Here is a 22,189-nt window from a genome sequence, read left to right as displayed (position 1 = left end):
TTCGTGGGGGCGTGCGGGAAGTCGGCGCAGATCCCGTTGTACGTGTGGCTGCCGGACGCGATGGCGGGCCCGACGCCGGTGTCGGCCCTGATCCACGCCGCGACGATGGTGACGGCGGGCGTCTACGTCACCTGCCGGATGGCGCCGCTCTATCTGATGTCGCAGACGGCGATGACCACGGTCGCCGTGATCGGGGCGCTGACCGCCCTGTTCGCGGCGAGCATCGGCCTGGCCCAGACCGATATCAAGAAGGTGCTGGCGTACTCGACGGTGTCGCAGCTCGGCTACATGATGCTGGCGGCGGGTGTCGGGGCGTTCTCGGCTTCGATCTTCCACCTCATGACGCACGCCTTCTTCAAGGCTCTCCTGTTCCTCGCCGCCGGCTCGGTCATCCACGCTCTGTCGGGAGAGCAGGACATCCGCAAGATGGGCGGGCTGGAACGCCACATTCCCTGGACGCACGGAACCTTCCTCATCGCGACGCTCGCGATCTCGGGAATCGTCCCGTTCAGCGGCTTCTTCTCCAAGGACGAGATTCTCTGGGCGGCCTGGGAGAGGAACCCGCTCCTGTGGGTGATCGGCGTCGGGACGGCCGGCCTGACCGCCTTCTACATGGCGCGGCTGTATACCCTGGTGTTCAAGGGGAAAGGACGCTTCGACGAAAAGACCCGCCACCACCTGCACGAGTCGCCGCGCACGATGACAGGACCGCTCGTCGTCCTGGCGGTCCTGTCGGCCGTCGGCGGTTTCCTGGGAATCCCCGAGGTGCTGCGCCTCCCCAACGTCCTTGCGGGATACCTGGCCCCCGTGTTCCGCACCGGGGCCGAGACGGCCGGCCATGCCCCCGGGCTCGAGATCCTTCTGATGCTGGTGTCGCTCCTCGTCGCCTTCTTCTCGCTCGCCTTCGGGTGGGCCTGCTACGCGCGCTGGCCGGAGATCCCGGAGCGGTTCGCGGACAACGCCAGCGGACTGTACCGTCTGATCGTCAACAAGTATTTCGTGGACGAGCTGTACGACCGGATCGTTCTGCGCCCGTACGCCGCCCTGTGCCGGGCGGCCGCCTGGTTCGACCAGTGGATCGTGGACGGTCTCGTGAACGCCTCCGCCTACGTCACGCTGGCCGTCTCCTACACCTCGGTCGGGTTCGACACGTACGTCGTCGACGGCCTGGTCAACCTGGCCGGTTACAGCGTGCGCGGAGCATCCTGGATGCTCCGGAAGCTTCAGACCGGCGTCGTGCAGTCCTATGCCACGGCCATGATCCTGGGGGTCTTCATCCTGGTGAGCGTGTACCTGCTCACCTCGAGTCACTGAACGCGGGGGACCGAAGATGTCGCAATGGTATGCCGATCACGCGCTGAACCTGATCACCTATCTGCCGCTGTTCGGGGCCCTGGCGCTTCTCCTCCTCGACAAGGAGAAGAAGACGCTGATCATCCAGGCGGCCACCGGGATCGCCCTCGTCGACTTCCTGCTGTCGGTGCCGCTGTTCTTCATGTACGACGCGTCGCAGGGAGGCTTCCAGTTCCAGAACAAGGCCTCGTGGATCCCGTCCATCGGCGTGCAGTACTACGTCGGCATCGACGGCATCTCGCTCCTGCTGCTGCTTCTGACCACCTTCCTCGGGTTCATCGCGATCCTGTCGTCCTGGACGGCCATCACCGACCGGGTGAAGGAGTACTACGTCTTCATGCTGATCCTCCAGACCGGGATGCTGGGCGTCTTCATCTCCCTCGACTTCTTCCTGTTCTACATCTTCTGGGAGGTGATGCTGGTGCCGATGTACTTCCTGATCGGCATCTGGGGCGGGCCGCGCAAGCTCTACGCTGCCATCAAGTTCTTCCTGTACACGCTGCTCGGGTCGGTCCTGATGCTGCTCGGCATCCTGGCGATCTACTTCTACTATCCCAAAGTGACGGGCAGCTCCTACAGCTTCGACATCCCCGAGCTGATCCGTGTCCTCGGACCGCTGACCAATCCCGAGTGGCTCGAGATGCAGAAGTGGGTCTTCCTGGCCTTCTTCATCGGCTTCGCCATCAAGGTGCCGATGTTCCCGTTCCACACCTGGCTGCCGGACGCGCACGTCGAAGCCCCCACCGCCGGGTCGGTCATCCTGGCGGGTGTCTTGCTGAAGATGGGGACGTACGGCTTCGTGCGTTTCTCCCTGCCGATGCTCCCCTTCGCCACGAAGTACTACCTGCCGTACATGCTGGGGCTGTCCGTCATCGGCATCATATACGGAGCCCTCGTCGCCATGGTGCAGAAGGACTGGAAGAAGCTGGTGGCGTACTCATCCGTCAGCCATCTCGGCTTCTGCATGCTGGGCGTGTTCGCGCTGAACCAGCCCGGGCTGAACGGCGGTATTTTGCAGATGATCAACCACGGCCTGTCGACCGGGGCGCTCTTCCTGATCGTGGGTCTCATCTATGAGAGACGGCACACCCGGATGATCTCGGATTACGGCGGGCTGTCGAAGCAGATGCCGGTGTACGCCACGCTCTTCATGATCATCACCATGTCGTCCATCGGCCTGCCCACCCTGAACGGCTTCATCGGCGAGTTCACCATCCTGGTCGGGGCGTTCCGCATCCCGGGCGAATACGCTCTCACGCTCTACCCGTGGCTGGGCGGCGTGCGTCTGGGCGGCATGTTCTGGGCCGTGTGCGGCGCTCTGGGGATCGTGCTGGGGGCCGCCTACATGCTGTGGCTGTACCAGCGCACCATGTTCGGCAAGCTGGACAACCCGGAGAACGCCAAGCTCAAGGACCTGAACTTCCGGGAGATCATGACGCTCGTCCCGATCGTGATCTGCTGCTTCTGGATCGGCCTCTACCCGAAGCCGTTCTTCCGCATCCTCGAGAAGCCCGTGGCCGACATCGCGCAGCGCCTGTCCGCGGGCGAGCCGTCGAGCCAGACGGCGGCCCTCCCGGCCGCCCCGGCCCCCTCCTCCACGATCGCCGCCACCGCGGCGGCGGAGGGTCGATGATCTCGCTGTTCAACGCGGGCGACGTCCGTCTGATCACGCCCGAGCTGGTGCTCGCGCTGGGCGCCTTCTTCGTGCTCGGCATCTCGGCGTTGCCTGAGGCCGGGCGCAAGCTCTGGGCCCCCGTCCTCGCGGGTCTCACGTGCCTGATGACCCTCCTGTCCGTCCTGTCCTTCGTGTGGAGGTTCGGATTTGAGGCGCTTCGGGCGCCCGACGTGACGATCGGCTTCAGCGGCCTGTTCATCCTCGACGCGTTCAGCGTCTTCTTCAAGGTGGTGTTCCTCCTGGCGGCGATCCTGACCATCCTGGTGTCGTCCCGCTACCTGGACGTGGAGCGCGCCAACGCGGGGGAGTTCTACGCCCTGATCCTGTTCGCGGTCCTCGGCATGATGTTCCTGGCCTCCGCCGGCGACTTCATCACGATCTTCGTGTCGATCGAGACGATGGCCCTGTCGTTCTACATCCTGGTCGGGTTCCTCAAGACCAACCGCAAGTCGAACGAGGCGGGGCTCAAGTATTTTCTCCTCGGGTCGTTCTCGACCGGCATCTTCCTGTACGGCATCTCCCTGGTCTACGGGTCGACCGGGACCACGGTCCTGGGGCTCATCGGCATGTCGCGCTCCAAGATGGCGCTCGCGGGACCCGAGGCGCCGATCTTCGTCCTGGGGGTCATCCTGGTGACCGTCGGTCTGGGCTTCAAGATCGCGGCCGTGCCGTTCCACATGTGGGCGCCGGATGCCTACGAGGGGGCGCCGACCCCGGTGACCGCCTTCCTGTCGACCGGGTCGAAAGCGGCGGCGTTCGTGGCCCTGGCGCGCATCTTCTCCATGGCCTTCCTGCCGCTGGGGCACCGCTGGGCCACGCTCCTGGCGATCCTTTCGGTCGGCAGCATGACCCTGGGAAACGTCGCCGCCATCCTGCAGGACAACATCAAAAGGATGCTGGCGTACTCGTCGATCGCGCACGCGGGGTACGTCCTTCTCGGCCTGGTCGCCGTCGGGCTGGGGGACACGGTGGAGACGCGCGAATACGGGCTGCAGGCGGTCCTTCTCTACCTTCTCATCTACACCTTCGTGAACATCGGCGCCTTCGCGATGATCATCATCCTGCGGCGCGAGCAGGTCGCCGGCGATCGCGTGGCGGATTTCGCGGGGCTGGCGCGGCGCGCGCCGGGGGCGGCCTTCGCCATGCTGGTGTTCATGCTGTCGCTCGCGGGCATCCCGGCGACCGCCGGCTTCATCGGCAAGTGGTACCTGTTCGGCGCCGCCGTGAAGGCCCATTACGCCTGGCTCGCGGTGGTGGCGGTGATCAACAGCGCCATCTCGCTCTACTATTACATCCGCGTCGTGGTGAACATGTACATGAAGGCGCCGGAGGACGCCGGTGCGTTCGCGCCGTCCTGGGGACAGCGCGTCGCCGTCGGAATCTGCATCGCTTTCACGCTGGTGTTCGGTCTCTACCCGCAGCCGATCATCGCCTTCGCGGAGAAATCGATCCTGTCCCTGGCGCCCTGGGCGTCGTGAGCGCGCCCCGGGAGCCTGGCCGGAAGGAGGATTCGGGGGATTGCCCGAGCCGCGTGGTTCTCTGCCTGATGCGATAAAGTACGCGCAGATCAGCGGCATGCTGATCGGACCGATGCTGGCGTTCGGGGGGATCGGCTTCCTGCTGGACAGGCATTTCGGAACCAAGCCGTGGTTTCTGCTGGCGGGGCTCATCCTGGGGATGGTCGGAGGGTTCGTGAACTTCTTCCGGCTGGTCCTGCCGCCGCGCGGCGGGGACCGGGGCCCGGGAGAGGGGAAGCGCTGATGCGGCGCTACGCGCTGGCCGTGGCCCTGATCGCCGCGGCCGGCTCGGCGGGAGTGGCCGCATCCGGCGGACGCCTCGAGGGGCCGACGGTGCGCGGCGCGATCCTGGGGACGATGGTGGCGGCGCTCGGCGCCGTCCTCGGGATGCCCCTTCTCGCCCGGTCGATCGGGCGTGGGACGCGTGAGTTCGTCGGGGCCGTGGTGTTCGGGATGCTCGGGAGGCTGGTGTTGTTCTGCGGGGTCCTGATCTTCGTGGGGTTGAGCCGGCCGGCGGGCTGCAGCATCACGGCGGTGGCCGCCTCGCTCCTGGGCTTCTATTTCGTGTTCCAGGCGCTGGAGGTGTTGTTCGTGACGAAGCGACTGAAGGGTGCCAGGGCATGAGCCTGCCGGTCAAGGAGGCGGCCGAATCGGCCGGCGAGGCGTTCAGCCCCTCGGAGCTGATCGCCCACCACATCCTGGACTCGCGGACGCTGGAGGTGCCGTTCGTCGGGGAGATCCACCTGCCGGTGCTCCATATCCTGGGTCGGGAGCTGCCGATCACCAAGTACGTGGTGATGATGTGGATCGCCTCGGCGCTCATCGTGTTCATCGCCTGGCTGGCGACGCGGCGGCGGAGCCTGGCGCCGCGCGGGATGCAGAACGTGCTCGAGGCGATCGTGGTGTTCGTGCGCGACGACCTGGCCCGCAAGAACATCGGCCCGCACGGCGACCGCTACGTGCCGTACCTCCTCAGCACGTTCGTCTTCATCCTGTTCTGCAACGGCCTGGGGCTCCTGCCGTACGGCGCCACCGCCACCTCGAACATCAGCGTCACCGCGGGGCTCGCGGGGATGGCGTTCGTGATGATCCAGTGGAGCGGCGTGCGCGAGTACGGCCTCTACGGCCACTTCCGGAACCTGGTGCCGCACGGCATGCCGATGTGGCTGCTGCCGATCATGATCCCGGTCGAGATCGTCGGGATGTTCACCAAGCCGTTCGCGCTCTGCATCCGGCTGTTCGCCAACATGACCGCGGGGCACGTGGCGATCCTGTCCCTGTTCAGCCTGGTCTTCATCTTGAAGATGGTCTGGGTCGGGGCCGTCCTGTCGGTGCCTTTGGCCCTGTTCATCAGCGGGATCGAAATCCTGGTCGTCTTCCTGCAGGCATACATTTTCACGATGCTGACATCGCTGTTCATCGGCATGTCGGTGCATCCACAGCACTGAAGCGTTGTTCATCCCGGGGGGCGCTCGGTCCCCCGGCACTCGGGGTCCAAGGAGGGATCGGGCATGGAGCTGGGCAACGGACTGGCGTATTTCGCGGCGGGCATCGGTGCGGGGCTCGCCGTCGTGGGCGGGGCCGCGGGGATCGGACGCCTGGCGGCGGCGGCGATGGAAGGAAGCGCGCGACAGCCGCAGGCCGCCGGCGACATCCGCACGGGGATGATCATCGCCGCGGCGCTCATCGAAGGGGCGACGCTGTTCGCCCTGGTGATCTGCGTCCTGCTGGCGTTCAAGTAGAGAGGCGGTCGTCATGGGCTCCAACCTGATCACACCCGACCCCGGGACCGTCCTCTGGACGGTCATCACATTCATCGTCCTGGCCGGCCTGCTGGCGAAGTTCGCCTGGAAGCCTCTCCTGACGACGCTCCAGGAGAGGGAGAGAACCATCCGGGAATCGCTGGAGCAGGCGCAGAAGGCCCGCGCCGAGGGGGAGGAGACCCAGCGCAGGAACCAGGAGATCCTGTCCCAGGCGCGGCGCGAGACCGCGGCCATCCTCGAGCAGGGGAAGCGCGAGGCCGAGACCCTGCGGGCGGAGATCCTCGCCCAGGCGCGCAAGGAGGCCCAGGATCTCGTGGAGCAGGGGAAGAGGCAGGTGCAGTTCGAGCAGAAGCAGGCGATGGAGCAGCTCCGGAGGCAGGTGGCCGACCTGGCGATCCAGGCCGCGGAGCGCCTCATCACCCGCTCCCTCGACGACAGCGCGCAGCGCCAGCTGGTGGACGACTACGTTCGCGGCCTGACCGACCTGCAGCCGGGGGAGACCCGCCGGTAACGTGATCCGAGTCCCGATCCATCTGCGCAAGGGCGCGGACGAATCGTACGACGTCCGCATCGGCCGCGGTCTCGCTCCGCGCATGACCGTGGCCCTGCGCAAGAGCCGCCTCGGCCAGCGCTACGTCATCATCACCGACTCGCATCTCGAGCGCCAGGGGGAATCCCTCCAGGCCGCCTTCAGGCGGCGCGGGCTGACCTGCGATTTCATCTCCTTCCCGGCGGGGGAAGGGAGCAAGTCGCGCCGGGTGCGGGACGAGATCGAGGACGGCATCATCCGCCTGGGGGCCGGCCGCGACACGGCCCTGGTGGCCCTGGGCGGCGGCGTCGTCGGCGACCTCGTCGGCTTCGTGGCGGCCACCTTCAAGCGCGGCGTCCCGTACGTGCAGGTGCCGACCACGCTCATCGGCATGGTCGACTCGTCGATCGGCGGCAAGACCGGCATCAATCACCCCGCCGGCAAGAATCTCATCGGGGCCTTCCACCAGCCGTCCGCGGTGTACATCGACGTCGATTACCTGAAGACGCTGCCCGATCGTCATTACGCCTCGGGGCTGGCCGAGGTGATCAAGTGCGGCGTGATCGCCGATCGGACGCTATTCGCGTCGCTCGAGACCCACCTGGACCGGATCCTCAGCCGCGAGCCGGACCTCATGTCGCGCGTCATCGAGGCCTGCTGCCTGATCAAGGCCAAGGTGGTGATGGACGACCCGCGCGAATCGAGCCGGCGCAAGATCCTCAACTTCGGCCATACCATCGGCCACGCCATCGAGACGCTGTCCGGCTTCCGCCTGGCGCACGGCGAGGCCGTGGCGATCGGCATGGTCGCCGAGGCCCGCGTCGCGGCGCGTCTGGGGATGCTGTCGGCCGCGGCGCTGGCGCGCATCGCGCGGCTGTGCGACGCCACCGGTCTCCCGACGTCGGTGCCGCCGGCCTTCACGCCGGGCGCGATCCTCCAGGTGGCGCGCCACGACAAGAAGAACCGCCAGGGCCGGATCGCCTACGCCCTGCCGACCCGGATCGGCGGCATGGCGAGCGAGGGGGGGGATTACGCGGTCCCGGTGAACGACACCCTGGTGACCGAGATCCTGCAGGACATGCGGCGCCTGCGGCCGAAGCCGCGCAGCCTCATGGCGGCGGAGGTCTAGGAGACTAGATGGGAACCTGGCCGATCGCCTACTCCGACGTCCTGAAGGCGCGCGACCGCATCCGCCCCCACCTCCAGAAGACGCCGCTGCGCGCCTATGCTCCGCTCGACGCCGAGGTCGGGCACGGCGTGCGCGTCCTCGTCAAGCACGAGAACCACAACCCGACCAACTCGTTCAAGGTGCGCAACGGGCTGTCGTTCATGACCGCCCAGACCGACGACGTGCGCCGGCGCGGTGTCGTGGCGGCCACGCGCGGCAACCACGGCCTGGGGCTGGCGTTTGCCGGCAGCCTGCTGGGGGGGCGAGTGACCATCTGCGTGCCGCGCGGCAACAATCCGGAGAAGAACGAGGCGATGCGGGGGTACGGCGTCGAGATCGTCGAGCAAGGACGCGATTACGACGAGGTGGTGCGTCTGGCGGAGGCCCTCGTTCGCGAGCGCGGTCTCGTCATGGCCCACTCGACCAACGAGCCCCTGGTCATCGCCGGCGCGGCCACGCTGACGCTCGAGATCCTGGAGGAGAGCCCGGGTCTCCAGGCGCTGGTCATCGCCGTCGGGGGCGGGTCGCAGGCGGTGGGCGCCCTCACGGTCGCGCGCGAGCTGCGCCCGGATCTGAAAGTCTACGGTGTCCAGGCGGAGCGGGCCTCGGCCATCCACGATTCCTGGCACGCCGGACGCGCCATCGCCAAGGATTCGGCCGACACCTTCGCCGACGGCCTGGCGACCCGTAACGTCTACGACCTGACCTTTCCCGCCCTGCGCGAGGGGCTGGCCGGCTTCGTGACGGTGACGGAGGGGGAGATCGCCGAGGCGTTGCGACTCCTGCTGCGCACCACCCACAACCTCGCCGAAGGGGCGGGGGCTGCCGGGCTGGCGGGGCTCCTCAAGCTGCGCGACACCCTGGCCGGCAAGACCGTCGGGGTCATCCTGTCGGGCGCAAACATCGATGCCGTGACCCTCCGGCGCGTCCTGGACGGGGAGATCTAGCCTCCCGCTGTCGCGCCGCTGGTCCTCTCCCTTCATCCCGACCGTCAAAACGCTGGCGCGATCTCGATCCTTGCGACGCGGCGCAACTTCCTTATATTGGCCGGGTAACCCCGCAGGCGCGGGGGCCGGCCCGTTCGGCGGGAACGAGGATACGAGCGCGTGGCGAAGAAACATTCCGGGCAGAAGACCGGCGGCAACGTGCGCGGCGCAAAGAGGCAGCCGGATGCGGACTCGCCTTCGAGCCATGCGCACCACGAGATGGACTGCCTCGGCGCGGCCGTCGTGGTCGTCGACCGAGCCGGGTCGGTCCTCCGGGCGAGCGGCTGGCGGAGAATCGTCGACGCCCCCGCGCCGTCGCGCATCCCCCCCTCGGACGACATGCCCGACCAGCTCCTCGACGGCATCGGCGCCGCCATCGACGAGGCGCGCCGGCTGTGCGCCCCGACCCGCCGCGTGGTCGCCGTCGAGCTCGACAAGAGACGCTTCTACTCGGTCTCGGCCGGGCCGCTCGGCGCCGGCGGCGACGGTCAGGCGGCGGCGCTGGTCCTGGAGATCACCGACGCCTTCGGTCTCGGCCCGCGAGAGGGGGATTCGATCCGCGAGCTGGCGCACGACCTGCGCACGCCCCTGGCGTCGATGAGCGGCGCCGTCGAGCTCCTGGAGTCCGGCCGCCTCGGGCAGCTGACGCCCGAGCAGGTCCGGCTCCTGGGGATGCTGGGGAAGGGGATGCTGATGATGCTGTCGTTGATCGACGACGCGACGGCGCGCGCCAAGGCCGCCCAGGCGGCGGACGGCCGCGGCCGCGCCACGGCCTGAGATGGAGACACAACATGCCCGGTAAGATCCTGGTCGCCGACGACTCGCCGAACATCCGGGAGATCCTGAAGATCAGCCTCGAGGGGGACGGCTACACCGTCGTCCTCGCCGAGGACGGCGAGATGGCCCTGTCCGTGGTGGCGCAGGAGAAGCCCGACCTTCTCATCATGGACGTCATGATGCCGAAGGTGAACGGCTTCCAGGTCTGCCGCCGCGTGAAGACCGATCGCGCGACCCACGACGTGCCGGTGATCATGCTGACCGCCAAGAGCGCGCAGCAGGACGTCTTCTGGGGGAAGGACTGCGGGGCCGACGAGTATCTGACCAAGCCGTTCAGCACGAAGGAGCTGGTCAAGACGATCGATCGCCTCCTGAAGGTGAGGCAGCAGCAACAGCAGCAGCAAACGGTCCACGCCTCCGGGGTGGCCGAGGAGCTGCTCAAAAGACACGAGCGCGGCGAGGACGGCCGGGTCGTACACCTCGAGTGGGACCCGCGCGCCATGGACATCTTCCGCAAGAAGTACGGGGAGTTCAAGCTGGGCGAGGCGTACCGGCAGTTCCGCGTCGCCGCCGAGGAGTTCCTGAAGGACCATGACGATCCGGGGCCGGTCGAGCTGCACGACGTGAACGGCCTCACGCTGGTCCTGCGCGGCGGCGAGCCGGAGGCGAAGAAGGCGGCCGCCAAGCTGGTCAAGCGCCTCAACGAGATCGCGACCGGTCTCTACGCCGCCGAGGACCGCGACCGCGGCTTCATCCCGTTCCGGAATCCCCGCACCTCGCAGGAAGAGAAGCTCCCGCTCCTGTCCTTCAGCCCCCGCATCGCCTCCGACAAGGCCGCCTAGGACGACCCAGGGTGGCGGGGCGCGGCGATTTCGAGCCGCGCCATGCGCCCGAGAGGGGCACCCGATACGCCGCGGGAGGGAGCATGAGCCGCACCCCGCCGCGCGCCCGCCTCGCGGTGCCGCCGGGGCGAAGGCGGCCCGCAGTCGTGCCCGTGAGGTTGAAAGACGTCGTGCAGTTCTGGTATCGTCCGACGCTCGCCGGCCCGTCCGGACGGGTCGCGCGCCGCCCATCACATGAAGATCATCGCGCTCGGCGACATCCACGGAAACCTGCCCGCCCTCGAGGTGGCGCTGCGGGAGAGCCGCGCCGAGGGGTACGACGTCCTCTGCCACACCGGGGACGTGGTCGGCTTCGCGCCGTTTCCCGAGGAGACGGTCGCGCTCCTCAGAGCCGAGAACGTTCCGGGCGTGCGCGGCAACCTGGACGAGAGCGTGGCGACGCAGGCGGAGGACTTCGGCGCGCACGGCAGCGGCGGGTCGAGGCGCCGCCTGGAGAACCTGGCGTACCGCTGGACGCTGGAGCACACCGAGCGTCTGACGCGCGATCGCCTCGGCGACCTGCCGTTCGAGAATCGCATGGAGGCGGCCGGCCGGAGCACGGTCGTCGTGCACGCCACGCCGATCGACAACTCGACCTGCCTGTGGGAAGACCGCGACGAAGAGTATTTCCGCGAGATGGGGGACGCCGCCGACGCCGACATCATCATCTTCGGCCACACCCACAGACCCTATCGCCGCATCGTGGACGGCCGCCAGTTCGTCAACGCCGGCAGCGTCGGCTATCCTCAGGACACTCCCAACCTGACCGGATACGTCGTCATCCTGGTGAACGGCAACGTCGAGGTGCAGTACCGCCGCTTCCCCTACGACGTCGATCGTCTGGTGCGGACGGCGAAGGAGCGTCGCTTTCCGTCCGAGGCGCTGCAGCTCTTCAAGGCGTCCTGAAGGTCGACTCCCGCCCGTCGCGCCACACCGTGAGCGATTTCACCACCGGTCCGGCCGCCTCGCGGTAGGCGGGAAGCGAGACGATCGCACGGCCGTCCAGGGCGCGCACGATGTCCCCCCGCTTGATCCCGGCCCGCTCCGCCGGGCCGCCCCGCGCCACGCTCGAGACCAGGACACCGGTCACACCGGCAGCCCCGATCGATTCCGCCAGATCCCGATCGAGCTCCTGCACGGTCAGACCGAGACGACGGTCGGCGTGGATCGTCGAGTCCGGCTTCCCCGGGACATCGACCGGCTTGAGGAGCGACGGCGCCGCGAACATCGGCGCGCCGGTGCGCACCGCGAGGGCTATGGCGTCGGAGGGACGCGCGTCGATGGCGTGCACCTTGCCGGCCGCCTTCAGGCTGATCTCCGCGAAGTAGACGTCGGACTTCAGATCGGTCACGGTGACCCGCTCGATGACCGCGCCGAGAACGGTCAGGATGTTGGCGAGGAGATCGTGCGTCATCGGCCGCGGCGTGTCGGCCTTCATCCTGCCGAGGTAGATGGCGATCCCCTGATCGCGGCCGACGGAGATCGGCACGGCGCGCTCTTCCGTCTCGTCCGCCAGCATGAGGAGGACCTGCTCGGGGCCCATCATCTTGATGCCGGAGATGTGCACCGGCACCGGCCCGGCGGCGACGGTCGGGGCGGGCGAAGGGGAGGGGCCCGGTCCTGCGGCATGCGCCTCCACGGAGATCGCGAGAAAGAGCAGGCAGAGCCACATGGTCACCCCCCGTGAATCCCAACAATATACGCCCAAAGGAGGGCGGCGACCGGCGCCGTCCAGCCATAACTGAAAGAGCCGCAAGGAGATACGCCCGCCGAGGGCAAAAATCCGCCGGTTTGACAGCCCCCCGACCCGACACTAAAATACGCTGCGGTGGACACTTACGGGACGTCGAGGTCCCGCGCGCGGACCCAACTGCGGGTCTGCAGACACTCACCCGGGGCGAGCGGTCTATGAATCTCACCAGGCTGGGCCGCTTCGAAATCATCCGCGAGATCGGCAAGGGGGCGATGGGCCAGGTGTTCCTGGCCAACGACCCGAAGATCGAGCGCAAGGTCGCGATCAAGACGATCGTCCTGCCGCCCGGGACATCCGAGGACGAGGCGCGCGAGACCAGCCAGCGCTTCCTGCGCGAGGCGCAGGCCGCGGGCAAGCTCCTGCATCCGAACATCGTGACGATCTTCGACGTCGGCGAGGAGGCCGGCGTCTCGTTCATCGCCATGGAATACATCGAAGGGGAGACGCTGGAGAAATACACCAAGCCGGAGAGTCTCCTGTCGCTGCGGCGGGTGCAGGAGATCGTCGAGCAGGCCGCCTCGGCGCTCGATTACGCGCACCAGAACCACGTCATCCACCGCGACATCAAGCCTGCAAATCTGATGATGCTGAAGGGTGGCGTCCTGAAGGTGACCGACTACGGCCTGGCCAAGAACCCGTCCGCGAACCTGACGCAGGCCGGCGTGCTCCTCGGGACACCCAGCTACATGTCCCCCGAGCAGATCCAGGGGCACGAGCTGGACGGCAGGAGCGATCTCTTCTCGCTCGGCGTGGTGCTCTACGAGCTCCTGACCGGCGTGCGCCCGTTCGAAGGAGATTCGATCTCGACGATCATCTACCGCGTCCTGTACGAAGACCCGCGCCCGCCCGCCGCCTACAACACGGCGCTGCCGCCGGAGCTCAACGGCATCCTGGAAAGGGCGCTGGATAAGGAGCCGGACAGGCGTTATCAGACCGGCAGCGAGCTGGTCGCCGAGCTCGCCAAGGCGTTTGCGGGGCTGCCTCCCGAGACGCTGTCGCGGGCGTTCCCGGGGATGTCGCGTCCGCCCTCGGGAGCGAGGACGGCGCAGTCGTCGGGGACGCTGAATCGCCCGGGCCGGGGCGGGCCGGGGCGGCGCGGCGACCGGACGACGCGCGATCGGCGCGGGGAGGTCGTCGCGGCGATCCCGGCGGAGCCGGGGTTCGCCGCCCGTCACTCGATGAAGATCGCGGCGGTCGTGGCGCTCGCGGTCCTGGGGCTGGTGTTCTTCCCGCGGCTGGTGAACCGTCACGAGCCGGGACTCGACTCGGGCGGAGCGAATGATGGGGCCACCGCCGAGGTGACGTCGGCGTCCGTGGGAGGAGCGCCGCCTGCCGGCGGCCGGAACGGCATGGTGTCGGTCGAGGTCTCGACCATCCCGCACGGCGGCACGATCACGATCGATTCGACGCGTCTGGCCGAGCCGAAAGTGGTGCTGGCGCTCTCCGACACGCGGCCGCACGACATCGTCGCGCAGGCCGGCTGCCGCCGGGCGGTGGCGGCGATGACGGCGTCCGACCTGGCGTCCTTCAAGGGGAACCTGGTGATGGAGTTGAAACCGCGTCAGGAGGAGGTGATGATCGCCTCCGAGCCGCCCGGGGCGCGCATCCGCCTGAACGGGCACGACACCGGCAAGGTGACCCCCGCGGTCCTGGCCCTCGACGGCTGCGAGGAGCGCAGCCTCGATCTGGTGCACGAGGGGTACCGCCCATGGAACGCCACCTACAAGCCGGACGACGACTTCGACGGAATGGTGAAGACTCTCAAGACGATCCGGCTCGACGCCATCCCGGCCGGCACCCTGCGGATCAAGAAGCCGCCGGACTACGACCTCGATATCTTCGCGGGGGACAAGCGGATCGGCAAGGCGGGGGAGGCCCTCACCCTGACCGAGGGGAAATACAGCCTGACCTTCAAGAACGACAAGGTGTTCGTGAAGGAGACGGCCCAGGTGACCGTCGAAGGGGGCAAGGAGTCCCAGCCGGTCATCACCTTCCCGGCCCTCGGCACGCTCACGGTCCAGGCGCAGCCGAGCAACTGCAAGGTCTTCGTGGACGGCGTCTACGTCGATGTCACGCCGGTGCTCGAGCTGCCGATTGCGTCCGGCGGCCACCATGTCAAGGTCGTGTTCGTACCGAACGGTGCCGAGCAGGAGCAGGCGGTCGCGGTGACCGGCGGAAAGAACGCGCTCGTGACGGTGAAGTTTTGAGTCGAGAGCTCCGGGCCTCGATCCTGGCCCCGGCGCTGGCGGTCCTGCTGTGCACCACGGGCGCCTCGGCCCCCGCCGCGACCCAGCCGGACGACGACCGGCCGCTCGACGCCCGCACCTTCAGCCAGGGGATCGACGCCGTCAAGCAGGGGAAGCGCGACGAGGGGATCCGCATCCTCAGGAAGCTCTCCCAGGATTTTCCCGACAGCCCGTTCGCCTCGCAGGCTCTCCTGAAGGCGGCCGACCTGATCTATCCGGTGGCCGCCTGGGACCAGGTCGGCTCGGCGTCGTCCCAGGCGATCAAGGACGCCTCCGACCTGCTCCTGGCGCTGTCGCAGAAATACCGCTCCTCCCGGGAGGCGCCCAAGGCGCTGGTCAAGCTCGGCTACCTGTTCCTTGAGCCGGCGAATCCCAAGGCCGACCTCGACGAGGCCTGCGGCCGCTTCGCCACGGCCGCGCAGGTCTACCCGGACAGCGACTCGGCCGACGACGCCTACTTCGGGTCCGGCATGTGCGAAACGCTGCGCGGCCGGCCGGCTTTGGCGGCGGACTTCTTCGCGCGTCTGATGGACGAGAGCCCGGCGAGCCCGCTGGCCGCCGAGGCGCTGTATCGCTACGGTGTCGCCCTGTCGCACCTGGACGATCCGACCGAGGCGATGCTGGCCCTCGAGCGGGTGCGCACGCGCTACTCCGATTCGCGCTTCGCCCCGCGCGCCCTCGACCGGATCACCCTGCTGCACCGCCTGCGCGTGCAGCCTGCGCTCCTGCGCGCGGGGGCCGGGCCGAAGCAGCTGAGCCCTCCTCCCGCCCAGAAGATCGGCCCGGCGCCGCCCGCCGCCGGCCTCGAACCGGAGCTGTTCCGGCTCGACGCAACGTACGGAGCGCCGCCGGCGACGCGCGCCGCGTCCACCAAGAGCGAGGACACCAGCTTCCGCGGCGCCAGCGACATCGCGGTCGATGCGCAGGGTCTCCTGGTCCTGGCCAGCCCGAAGACACCCGGCGTGTTCCGCCTCGATCCTAAGGGGCGCGTGCAGGAGCGCATCCCGCATCCCTCCCCCGACTACGTCGCGGTGGGGGACGGCCTGGCGGTCTATATCTCGGGCGGCGGCCAGATCGCCTTGAACGCCAAGAACTGGAGCGGCCCCGACCTGAAATCGTACGACGGACGGCCGCCGCGCGAGTTCGGTCCTGTGGCCACCGACCTGTCCGGCCGCGTGTACCTTCTCGATCCGCGCGACAACATCCTGCTGATCTACGACCGCTCCCGGCGCCTGGCCGGCTACATCCGCCCGGACGTGAAGGAGGGACGCTTCGCCGATCTGGCGAAGAACGAGGACGGCGGCGTGTTCGTCCTCGAGTCGCGCTTCAAGTTCGCCCTCGAGCTGACGCAGGGGAAGACGACGCGCAAGGTCAACCTCGCAGGGCTCGGCGCCACCGAGCTGGTCGCCCTGGCGGCCGACGGCCTCGGCGATCTCTACCTCCTGGACGGTCGGAGCGGCTTCGTGTACGTCGCCTCCCCGACCGGGGAGCGCATCACGGTCATCCGCCCGCCGAAGGAGGCGCTCTCCCGTATCGGCGAAGCGTCGTCGGTGGCGGTGGACGCCATCGGACGGGTCTACGTGTCCGGCCGCAAGAGCCCGGCGGTCCTGAGGTTCCAATGACGGCCCGGCGCGCGCTTCGGTTCCTGTTCGCGGCGTCCCTGCTGGGCGTAGTCGCTGTCTCCTGCCTCCCCGCGTTCGCGCAGGAGGAGGAGGACCTCACCGCCGACCTGAAGACGATGCGCGCCGCCTTCAACCGGGCGCGCGAGAGGCTCGACAACCTCGACTTCCTCGGCGCCGCGCGCGAGCTGTCGTCGATCATCGAGCCGCGCAAGGACAAGAAGGCGAAGGACCTCAGCGTCGAAGAGATGCGCCTGCTCTGCACCGCCTACGACATGCGGGCGCGCGCCCAGTTCAACCTCGGCAACGCGCGCGGCGCCGAGGCCGACTTCACGGCGCTTCTGAAGCTCAACCCGGCCTACGCCATCGACCGCCAGACGGTGTCGCCGAAAGTCGTCGACCTGTTCGACCGGGTGCGCGCCAAGATCGCCGGGATCCTGACCCTGCTGGTCGATCCAGCGAAGGCGCACGTGCTGGTGGACGGCGAGCCGGTCGAGCCGCAGGAGGGGGGGAAGGTGCCGCTCCTGTCCGGCACCCGCACGCTGCGCATCGAGGCTGACGGCTACGATCCGTACGAGGAGATGTTCGCGGTCGTGGCCGGGGCCGAGACGCGCAAGGAGGTGCGTCTGCGCCCGAACCGCCGCGTGCTGCAGTTCGTCACCGTCCCCGCCGGTGTTTCGGTCACGATCGACGGGAAGCCGTACGGGACGAGCGCGGGGCCGCCGACCCCCGACTCCCAGGAGATGGCGCGGCAGGCCGGCGCGGATCCGCAGAACGCCTCCGCCCCTCTCCTCCTTCCGATGGTCACGCCCGGCGATCACAAGGTCGGCTTCGACAAGGACTGCTACACCAGCCGCACCCTCACGGTGAAAGTGTCGCTCGATCCCGAGGCCAACGCCCCGCTCAAGTTCACGCCGGTCATCCTGCAGGAGGCCAAGACCGAGGTGCGTCTGACCTCGACGCCTTCGGGAGCCGATGTCTTCGTGGACGGCGACAAGAAAGGGACGACGCCGTTCACCATGCAGGGGCTGTGCGGCGGCGAGCGCGATCTTTGGGTGGTCAAGCAGGACGTCGGCTCCTGGTCCGAGCGCATCCGCCTGATCCCCGGCGAGGTGAACACGCTCGACGTCCGCCTGCGTCCGACGCTCATCTACCTCGGGACGTTCCGTCTCGACGAGTGGGGCCGGGCGACCTGGAGCGACGAGGACAAGCCTCTCCTGGACGAGCTCAACAAGGGGCTCAAGACCCTGAACATCGTGCGTACGCCCGAGATCCTGCAGGGTCTGCGCGACTCGGTCATCAAATGGATGATCACCGCCCCCGGCGAGGTGCGCGCCGGCACGATCCTGTCGCCGGCGCTCCTGGAAGAGATTGCGTCGAAGGCCAGGGCCGACCTCGTCCTGGCCGGCCTGACGCTCGGCGGCGACGCGGACAAGTCGTGGACCCTGGGCCTCTACTCCGTCCTGCACCACGCCCCCGACGTGGTCGCGCTGCGCGCCGACAAACCGGAAGCGGCGCGCGATTTCGTGCGCCGTCTCGACACGGCGCCGTCCCTGTCGGGCCCCTGGTGGGGGATGGGGCTGGTGGACACGCTGCTCGACCCGGGACAGTTGGACGCCGACGGACCGCTCGCGGTGCGCGTCCTGCCCGGGGGGCCTGCCGCCAAGGGCGGGCTGCGCGCCGGCGACCGGGTCAAGGCGATCGGCAGCCGCAAGACCGGGAGCGTGCGCGACGTGCAGCAGGCGGTCGCCGCCGAGATGGCGCGGCCGGGCGGTCTCCGGCCGACGCTCGTCCTGGCGGTCGAAGGAAGCGGCGGTCCGCGGACCGTGCGGGTCGCCCCCGACGACGGTCCGATCGTCGTGCCGCTCAGCGATCCGGCGCTCCTCTACAACCGCGCCCTGGCCGAGTTCCGTCTGCGCGCGCGGGCGGCCGCCGACGAGGCGGAGAAGGGGGCGGCGCTCCTGAACCTCGGCGTGATCTACATGCACTTCCGCGCCTACGACAAGGCGGACGCGGAAGGGTTCGCGCGCGCCTCCCTCCCGGCGGTCGTGGGGGTGTCGCAGGGGACCGTCCTCTACTACCGCGGCCTGAACGCCCTGAGGCGGGGGAACCCCCAGGCCGCCCGCGAGGCCTTCCAGCAGGCGGCCGGCCAGGCGGGGAGCACCCTCGACACCGGCGACGGCCCCTCCGCCTCCGCAGCCGCAGCACGCATGCTCAAAGCGATCGAGTAAGTGCCGTGGCGGCTCCGCAAAACTACTGAATGCCCCTGCTCTTCATTAGCCCATCGTTCCAAGGGACCGTCAACCTGCACGCAGAAGCCGTCCGGGCGCCGGGGGGCGGGCGGGGCAGGGGCGTGGCGATTTTGAGCCGCGCCATGCGCGCTGGCGAGGCACTCAGTATGCCGCGCGAGCGAACATGAGCCGCGCCCCTGCCCCGCCCGCCCCCCGGCGCCTGGGTCTGCACCGGCGCCAAGGCAGGTTGACGAGGCCCTGACCGGACACTACATTTTCGAATCATGAACCGCGCCGCCTCTTCGTCCCGGCCCTCTTCTCCGTCCCCGCAGGGACGCGCCACCGGCGTCCCCGGACGGGTCGCACGCGAAGGGGATATCCGGTCGACCACGCTCCCGAACCTGTTCCACGAGTTCTCGGAGGTGCGCGTCACCGGCTTCCTTCACCTCACCGACGGAGACATCAAGAAGTCGATCCAGTTCGGCGAGGGACACGTCCTGTTCGCCTCCTCCAACCAGCGCGACGACCGCTTTTCGCAGTTCCTGCTGAAGTCGGGGGCCATCTCGCTGAAGAGCCTGATGCGGGCACTCGAGGTGATGATCGTCACCAAGGACCGCCTGGGCGAGGTGATGGTCCGGTTCAAGATGCTCACCAGCGAAGACGTCGAGAAGTGGATCCGCATCCAGGTGCGCGAGATCGTCTACTCGATCTTCCAGTGGACGCGCGGTCGCTACTCGTTCGAGAGCCGCGTCCCGAGCGCCGAGACGATCGTCATCGGCGCCCCGGCCGACATCATGCTCCTCGAGGCGGTGAAGCGGATCGAGTCCTGGGCCCGTGTCTACGAAGAGGTCGGCGGTCTCAACACCGAGTACCGCGCGACCCGCGACATGCCGAAGATCACGCGCGACCTGCCGCTGTCTCCCGAAGAGAAGGAGATCCTCCACATGTGCGACGCTCCGACGTCGCTCGAGGAGATCTGCGAAGCCAGCAAGCTCAACGACTACGATGTCTGCCGCACCGTCTGGGCGCTTCTCATCCTCGGCGCCCTGATGAAGTCGTAGATCCGGGACCGGTTGGGGGCCGCACCCTAACCGGGAAAATTCGACAAACAGACCCCCCGCATACAGACCGCCGCGCAAGACTTTCAGGGGCTAGTCGTCCGGAATGCCCCGATCCATCGGCATTCTGTCCCTATTGACGGATCGAAGCCGCGCCGGATATATGTTCTGCGCGTTCCTGCTCCAATCAGCAACAGCACGTCCAGATCACGTTGGAGGTCCAAGGAGATGGCCATTCGCCGACCCGATACCGCGCGCGGAGCCCTGGCTCTCGCCCTGTCGCTCTGCCTGGCGTCCGTTCCAGCCCTCACGACCTTCCGGCCCGCCCAGGCGGCGGGCGACGAGGAGGTCGGGCACGGTTCGATCCACGGCACGCTCTACCAGTCGGACGAGAAGGCGTCGCTGGCCGGGGGGAAGGTGACGGCGATCAACGTGCGGACCGGGATCAAGTACACCAGCGAGGAGACCACCGACAACGGCAACTACGACATCCGAGGCCTGCCGGCGGGCACCTACGACGTCGTGATCGAGGTGGGCGGGAACCTGTTCGTGGCGGACCACATCCAGGATGTCGGGCCGGGGGAGAGCGTGTCGAAGTCCTACTCCCTGCAGCCGTCGAAACCGGCGAACCGGACGATCCCCAAGTACCCAGCCCCCCAGGGAAGCGCGACGATCGTGGGCGAGACGACGCTCCAGTCGCCGCCGTTCTGGACCTCGACCTCGGGGAAGGTGCTCATCGGCGTCCTGTCGGCGGGAGCCGCGGTGGCGATTTACAACAACACGAAGGGCAACAACAACGCCAGCCCCTCGTCCCCCTGAACCGTGGGTCGTCCGCGGACGGCGCCTCCGAGGCGTCGCGCTGGCCTGCGCGCTCGCGGCGTGGACGGGAACGGCGGTCGCCGGGACGCTGGACGCGCCGCCTGAGGCCGATCCCGACCTGTCGACCGAAGGAATGCGCCGCGCCGGGCCGTTCCACCTGCGCCCCTTCGCCGTCCTCAAGGACGTCGGGTACGACGACAACATCCGCTTCGAGGCCCATACGCGCGAGGGGGACAGCACCGCCACAGCCGGCGCGGGGCTGGACGCCGTCCTTCTGGCGGGGGACCGCGGCGGCCTGCGGCTCTTCCAGGAGGCGGACTACGTGACCTTCCAGAAGAACACCGACCTCGATCACTGGAACGGGTCGGCGCGGGCGCGCGGCGTCCTGCTGCTGAAGCGCGCCGCGCTGTCGCTCGAGGAGCGCTACGCCTCCGATCGCGAGCGCCCCAGCAGTGAGATCGATCAGCGCATCCGCCGCGACAACAACGCCGTGACGGCCGGCTTCCGCACCCTCGGCCGGGGACGCCTGGGGCTCAAGTCGTACCTTCGCGACGAGCGCATCGATTACAGCACCGAAGACCCGACGCTGGGCGACATCGGCGCGCTGTTGAACCGCGACGAGACCACCCTGTCGGTGATCGGCGAAGTGAAAGTGCTTCCGAAGACGACGTTCACGCTCGAGGGGGCGGTGTCGAGCATCGCCTTCGACGACAGGAGGCAGGACCGCGACACACGCAAGCGCGCCCTCCTGCCCGGCTTCCGCTTCGACCCGACCGCAGCGGTGCAGGGGGATCTGCGCGCCGGTCCGCTGGTGATGACGGCGCCTGACCGTGACGGCAGCGACTACCACGGCATCGTCGGCGACGGACATCTGACGACGCGTGTGGGGCGGGCCGGCCGGGTGAAGACAGGCTTCGACCGCAACGTCGAGTTCTCGACCCTGGGGGACAACCTGTACTACGTCGGCACCCAGTGGTCGGCGGCCTACGAACAGTTCTTCTCCCGCCGGGTGAGCGGCGAGGTCTATTACAGCCGGGGATTCAACCATTACCCGAAGGAAGTCATGAGCGTGTCCTCGCCAGGCGTGCTGCTGATCCACGACGACCGCCTGACCACCTGGCAGACGACCGTGCGTTACCGCACGAATCCCCAGATGACCATCGGAATCACCGCCTCCCGCGTGACGCGCGACTCGACGGACGACTTCTACGACCGGACCCGGAGCTTCTACACGTTCGGCACGACTTACAGTTTCTAGGTGAGCCCATGACGCGAACTCCAGCAGCTCTTTTCGCAGCGCTCCTGCTGCAGGGCACGCTCGTCCACACGATCGCGGAGCCCACTCCGCCGCCGGCCGCCATCCTGCCGCCCCTCGAGACCGGGGTCGACGCCGCAATCCCCCTGGCGACGATCGCCGGCCCGGAGCACCCGGTCGGCGCCGAGGATCTCCTGGAGATCAGCGTCTTCGAGATCCCCGAGCTGAACCGCATCGTGCGCGTCTCCGAGAAGGGGACGATCTCCCTGCCGCTCCTGGGAGAGATGGAGGTCAAGGGGCTCACCGCGATGCAGCTCGAGGACCACCTGAAGGAGGCGCTGAGCCAGAAGTACCTGCAGGACCCCCAGGTGTCCGTGTTCGTGCGCGAGTTCGGCAGCAAGAAGGTGTCGGTCATCGGCGCTGTCGGCAAGCCCGGCGTCTATCAGATGCTCGGCCCGCGCACGCTCCTCCAGGTGCTGTCCGAGGCCGGCGGCCTCGAGAAGGAGGCCGGCTCGCACCTGTTCGTCATCCGCGCCGTCGCCGGCGGCGCCACCGACGC

At 68.4% G+C, this 22,189-nt stretch carries 21 protein-coding genes; 20 read left to right on the top strand and 1 reads right to left on the bottom strand.

The window, feature by feature from the left end:
- The 13 genes from VEW47_15945 to VEW47_15885 form a co-directional block, all read left to right on the top strand.
- A partial coding sequence (locus VEW47_15945) for an NADH-quinone oxidoreductase subunit L (GenBank protein HYS06671.1) occupies window positions 1-1,314 on the top strand: 1,314 nt, incomplete at its 5' end.
- A 16-nt stretch (window positions 1,315-1,330) separates the two neighbouring features.
- Complete coding sequence (locus VEW47_15940; protein ID HYS06670.1) at window positions 1,331-2,986, top strand: NADH-quinone oxidoreductase subunit M; 1,656 nt, start codon at window positions 1,331-1,333, stop codon at window positions 2,984-2,986.
- Window positions 2,983-4,506 carry an NADH-quinone oxidoreductase subunit N gene (locus tag VEW47_15935; GenBank protein HYS06669.1) on the top strand — a complete coding sequence of 508 codons (1,524 nt, stop codon included), beginning with the start codon at window positions 2,983-2,985 and terminating at the stop codon, window positions 4,504-4,506. The genes VEW47_15940 and VEW47_15935 overlap by 4 nt, the downstream gene beginning before the upstream one ends.
- A gap of 40 nt (window positions 4,507-4,546) precedes the next feature.
- Entirely contained in the window at window positions 4,547-4,789 is a 243-nt protein-coding gene (locus VEW47_15930; GenBank protein ID HYS06668.1) for an AtpZ/AtpI family protein, read from the top strand.
- Window positions 4,789-5,169, top strand: coding sequence for a hypothetical protein (locus VEW47_15925; GenBank protein ID HYS06667.1), 381 nt, complete (start codon window positions 4,789-4,791; stop codon window positions 5,167-5,169). The genes VEW47_15930 and VEW47_15925 overlap by 1 nt, the downstream gene beginning before the upstream one ends.
- Window positions 5,166-5,993, top strand: a complete 828-nt coding sequence (gene atpB, locus VEW47_15920) for a F0F1 ATP synthase subunit A (GenBank protein ID HYS06666.1) — start codon at window positions 5,166-5,168, stop codon at window positions 5,991-5,993. The genes VEW47_15925 and atpB overlap by 4 nt, the downstream gene beginning before the upstream one ends.
- Window positions 5,994-6,056: 63 nt before the next feature.
- Entirely contained in the window at window positions 6,057-6,287 is a 231-nt protein-coding gene (gene atpE / locus VEW47_15915; protein HYS06665.1) for an ATP synthase F0 subunit C, read from the top strand.
- 13 nt (window positions 6,288-6,300) lie between these two features.
- Window positions 6,301-6,819 (top strand): F0F1 ATP synthase subunit B, encoded by a 519-nt coding sequence (atpF, locus tag VEW47_15910; GenBank protein ID HYS06664.1) that lies wholly within the window; start codon window positions 6,301-6,303, stop codon window positions 6,817-6,819.
- Between the two features lies 1 nt (window position 6,820).
- Complete coding sequence (gene aroB / locus VEW47_15905; protein ID HYS06663.1) at window positions 6,821-7,966, top strand: 3-dehydroquinate synthase; 1,146 nt, start codon at window positions 6,821-6,823, stop codon at window positions 7,964-7,966.
- 8 nt (window positions 7,967-7,974) lie between these two features.
- Window positions 7,975-8,952 carry a threonine/serine dehydratase gene (locus VEW47_15900; protein HYS06662.1) on the top strand — a complete coding sequence of 326 codons (978 nt, stop codon included), beginning with the start codon at window positions 7,975-7,977 and terminating at the stop codon, window positions 8,950-8,952.
- A 159-nt stretch (window positions 8,953-9,111) separates the two neighbouring features.
- Window positions 9,112-9,768 carry a histidine kinase dimerization/phospho-acceptor domain-containing protein gene (locus tag VEW47_15895; GenBank protein HYS06661.1) on the top strand — a complete coding sequence of 219 codons (657 nt, stop codon included), beginning with the start codon at window positions 9,112-9,114 and terminating at the stop codon, window positions 9,766-9,768.
- Window positions 9,769-9,782: 14 nt separating this feature from the next.
- Window positions 9,783-10,610, top strand: a complete 828-nt coding sequence (locus tag VEW47_15890; protein HYS06660.1) for a response regulator — start codon at window positions 9,783-9,785, stop codon at window positions 10,608-10,610.
- Between the two features lie 234 nt (window positions 10,611-10,844).
- Window positions 10,845-11,555 carry a metallophosphoesterase family protein gene (locus tag VEW47_15885; GenBank protein ID HYS06659.1) on the top strand — a complete coding sequence of 237 codons (711 nt, stop codon included), beginning with the start codon at window positions 10,845-10,847 and terminating at the stop codon, window positions 11,553-11,555.
- Here the strand turns inward: VEW47_15885 and VEW47_15880 are convergent.
- Complete coding sequence (locus tag VEW47_15880; GenBank protein ID HYS06658.1) at window positions 11,542-12,321, bottom strand: bifunctional nuclease domain-containing protein; 780 nt, start codon at window positions 12,319-12,321, stop codon at window positions 11,542-11,544. The two genes, VEW47_15885 and VEW47_15880, sit on opposite strands and share 14 nt — an antisense overlap.
- A gap of 236 nt (window positions 12,322-12,557) precedes the next feature.
- On the opposite strand from VEW47_15880, the gene VEW47_15875 reads away from it, so the two are divergent.
- From VEW47_15875 to VEW47_15845, 7 genes are all read left to right on the top strand, one after another.
- Window positions 12,558-14,609: a serine/threonine-protein kinase gene (locus VEW47_15875; protein HYS06657.1), complete on the top strand. Its 2,052-nt coding sequence runs from the start codon at window positions 12,558-12,560 to the stop codon at window positions 14,607-14,609.
- A complete protein-coding gene (locus VEW47_15870; protein ID HYS06656.1) occupies window positions 14,606-16,270 on the top strand; it encodes a tetratricopeptide repeat protein in 1,665 nt (554 codons plus the stop codon). The genes VEW47_15875 and VEW47_15870 overlap by 4 nt, the downstream gene beginning before the upstream one ends.
- Complete coding sequence (locus VEW47_15865; protein ID HYS06655.1) at window positions 16,267-18,498, top strand: PEGA domain-containing protein; 2,232 nt, start codon at window positions 16,267-16,269, stop codon at window positions 18,496-18,498. The genes VEW47_15870 and VEW47_15865 overlap by 4 nt, the downstream gene beginning before the upstream one ends.
- 284 nt (window positions 18,499-18,782) lie before the next feature.
- A complete protein-coding gene (locus VEW47_15860) occupies window positions 18,783-19,559 on the top strand; it encodes a DUF4388 domain-containing protein (protein HYS06654.1) in 777 nt (258 codons plus the stop codon).
- Between the two features lie 225 nt (window positions 19,560-19,784).
- A complete protein-coding gene (locus VEW47_15855) occupies window positions 19,785-20,375 on the top strand; it encodes a carboxypeptidase-like regulatory domain-containing protein (protein HYS06653.1) in 591 nt (196 codons plus the stop codon).
- Between the two features lie 133 nt (window positions 20,376-20,508).
- Window positions 20,509-21,633 (top strand): outer membrane beta-barrel protein, encoded by a 1,125-nt coding sequence (locus VEW47_15850; GenBank protein ID HYS06652.1) that lies wholly within the window; start codon window positions 20,509-20,511, stop codon window positions 21,631-21,633.
- Window positions 21,634-21,641: 8 nt separating this feature from the next.
- Window positions 21,642-22,189 (top strand): polysaccharide biosynthesis/export family protein (locus tag VEW47_15845; protein ID HYS06651.1); only part of this gene is annotated, 548 nt, incomplete at its 3' end.

The organism is Candidatus Dormiibacterota bacterium (assembly GCA_035635555.1).
In the GTDB taxonomy this organism is placed as follows: Bacteria; Acidobacteriota; Polarisedimenticolia; order Gp22-AA2; family Gp22-AA2; genus Gp22-AA3.
The sequence above is the reverse complement of the archived record's forward strand: the minus strand, read 5'-3'. Positions and strand labels throughout refer to the sequence as shown.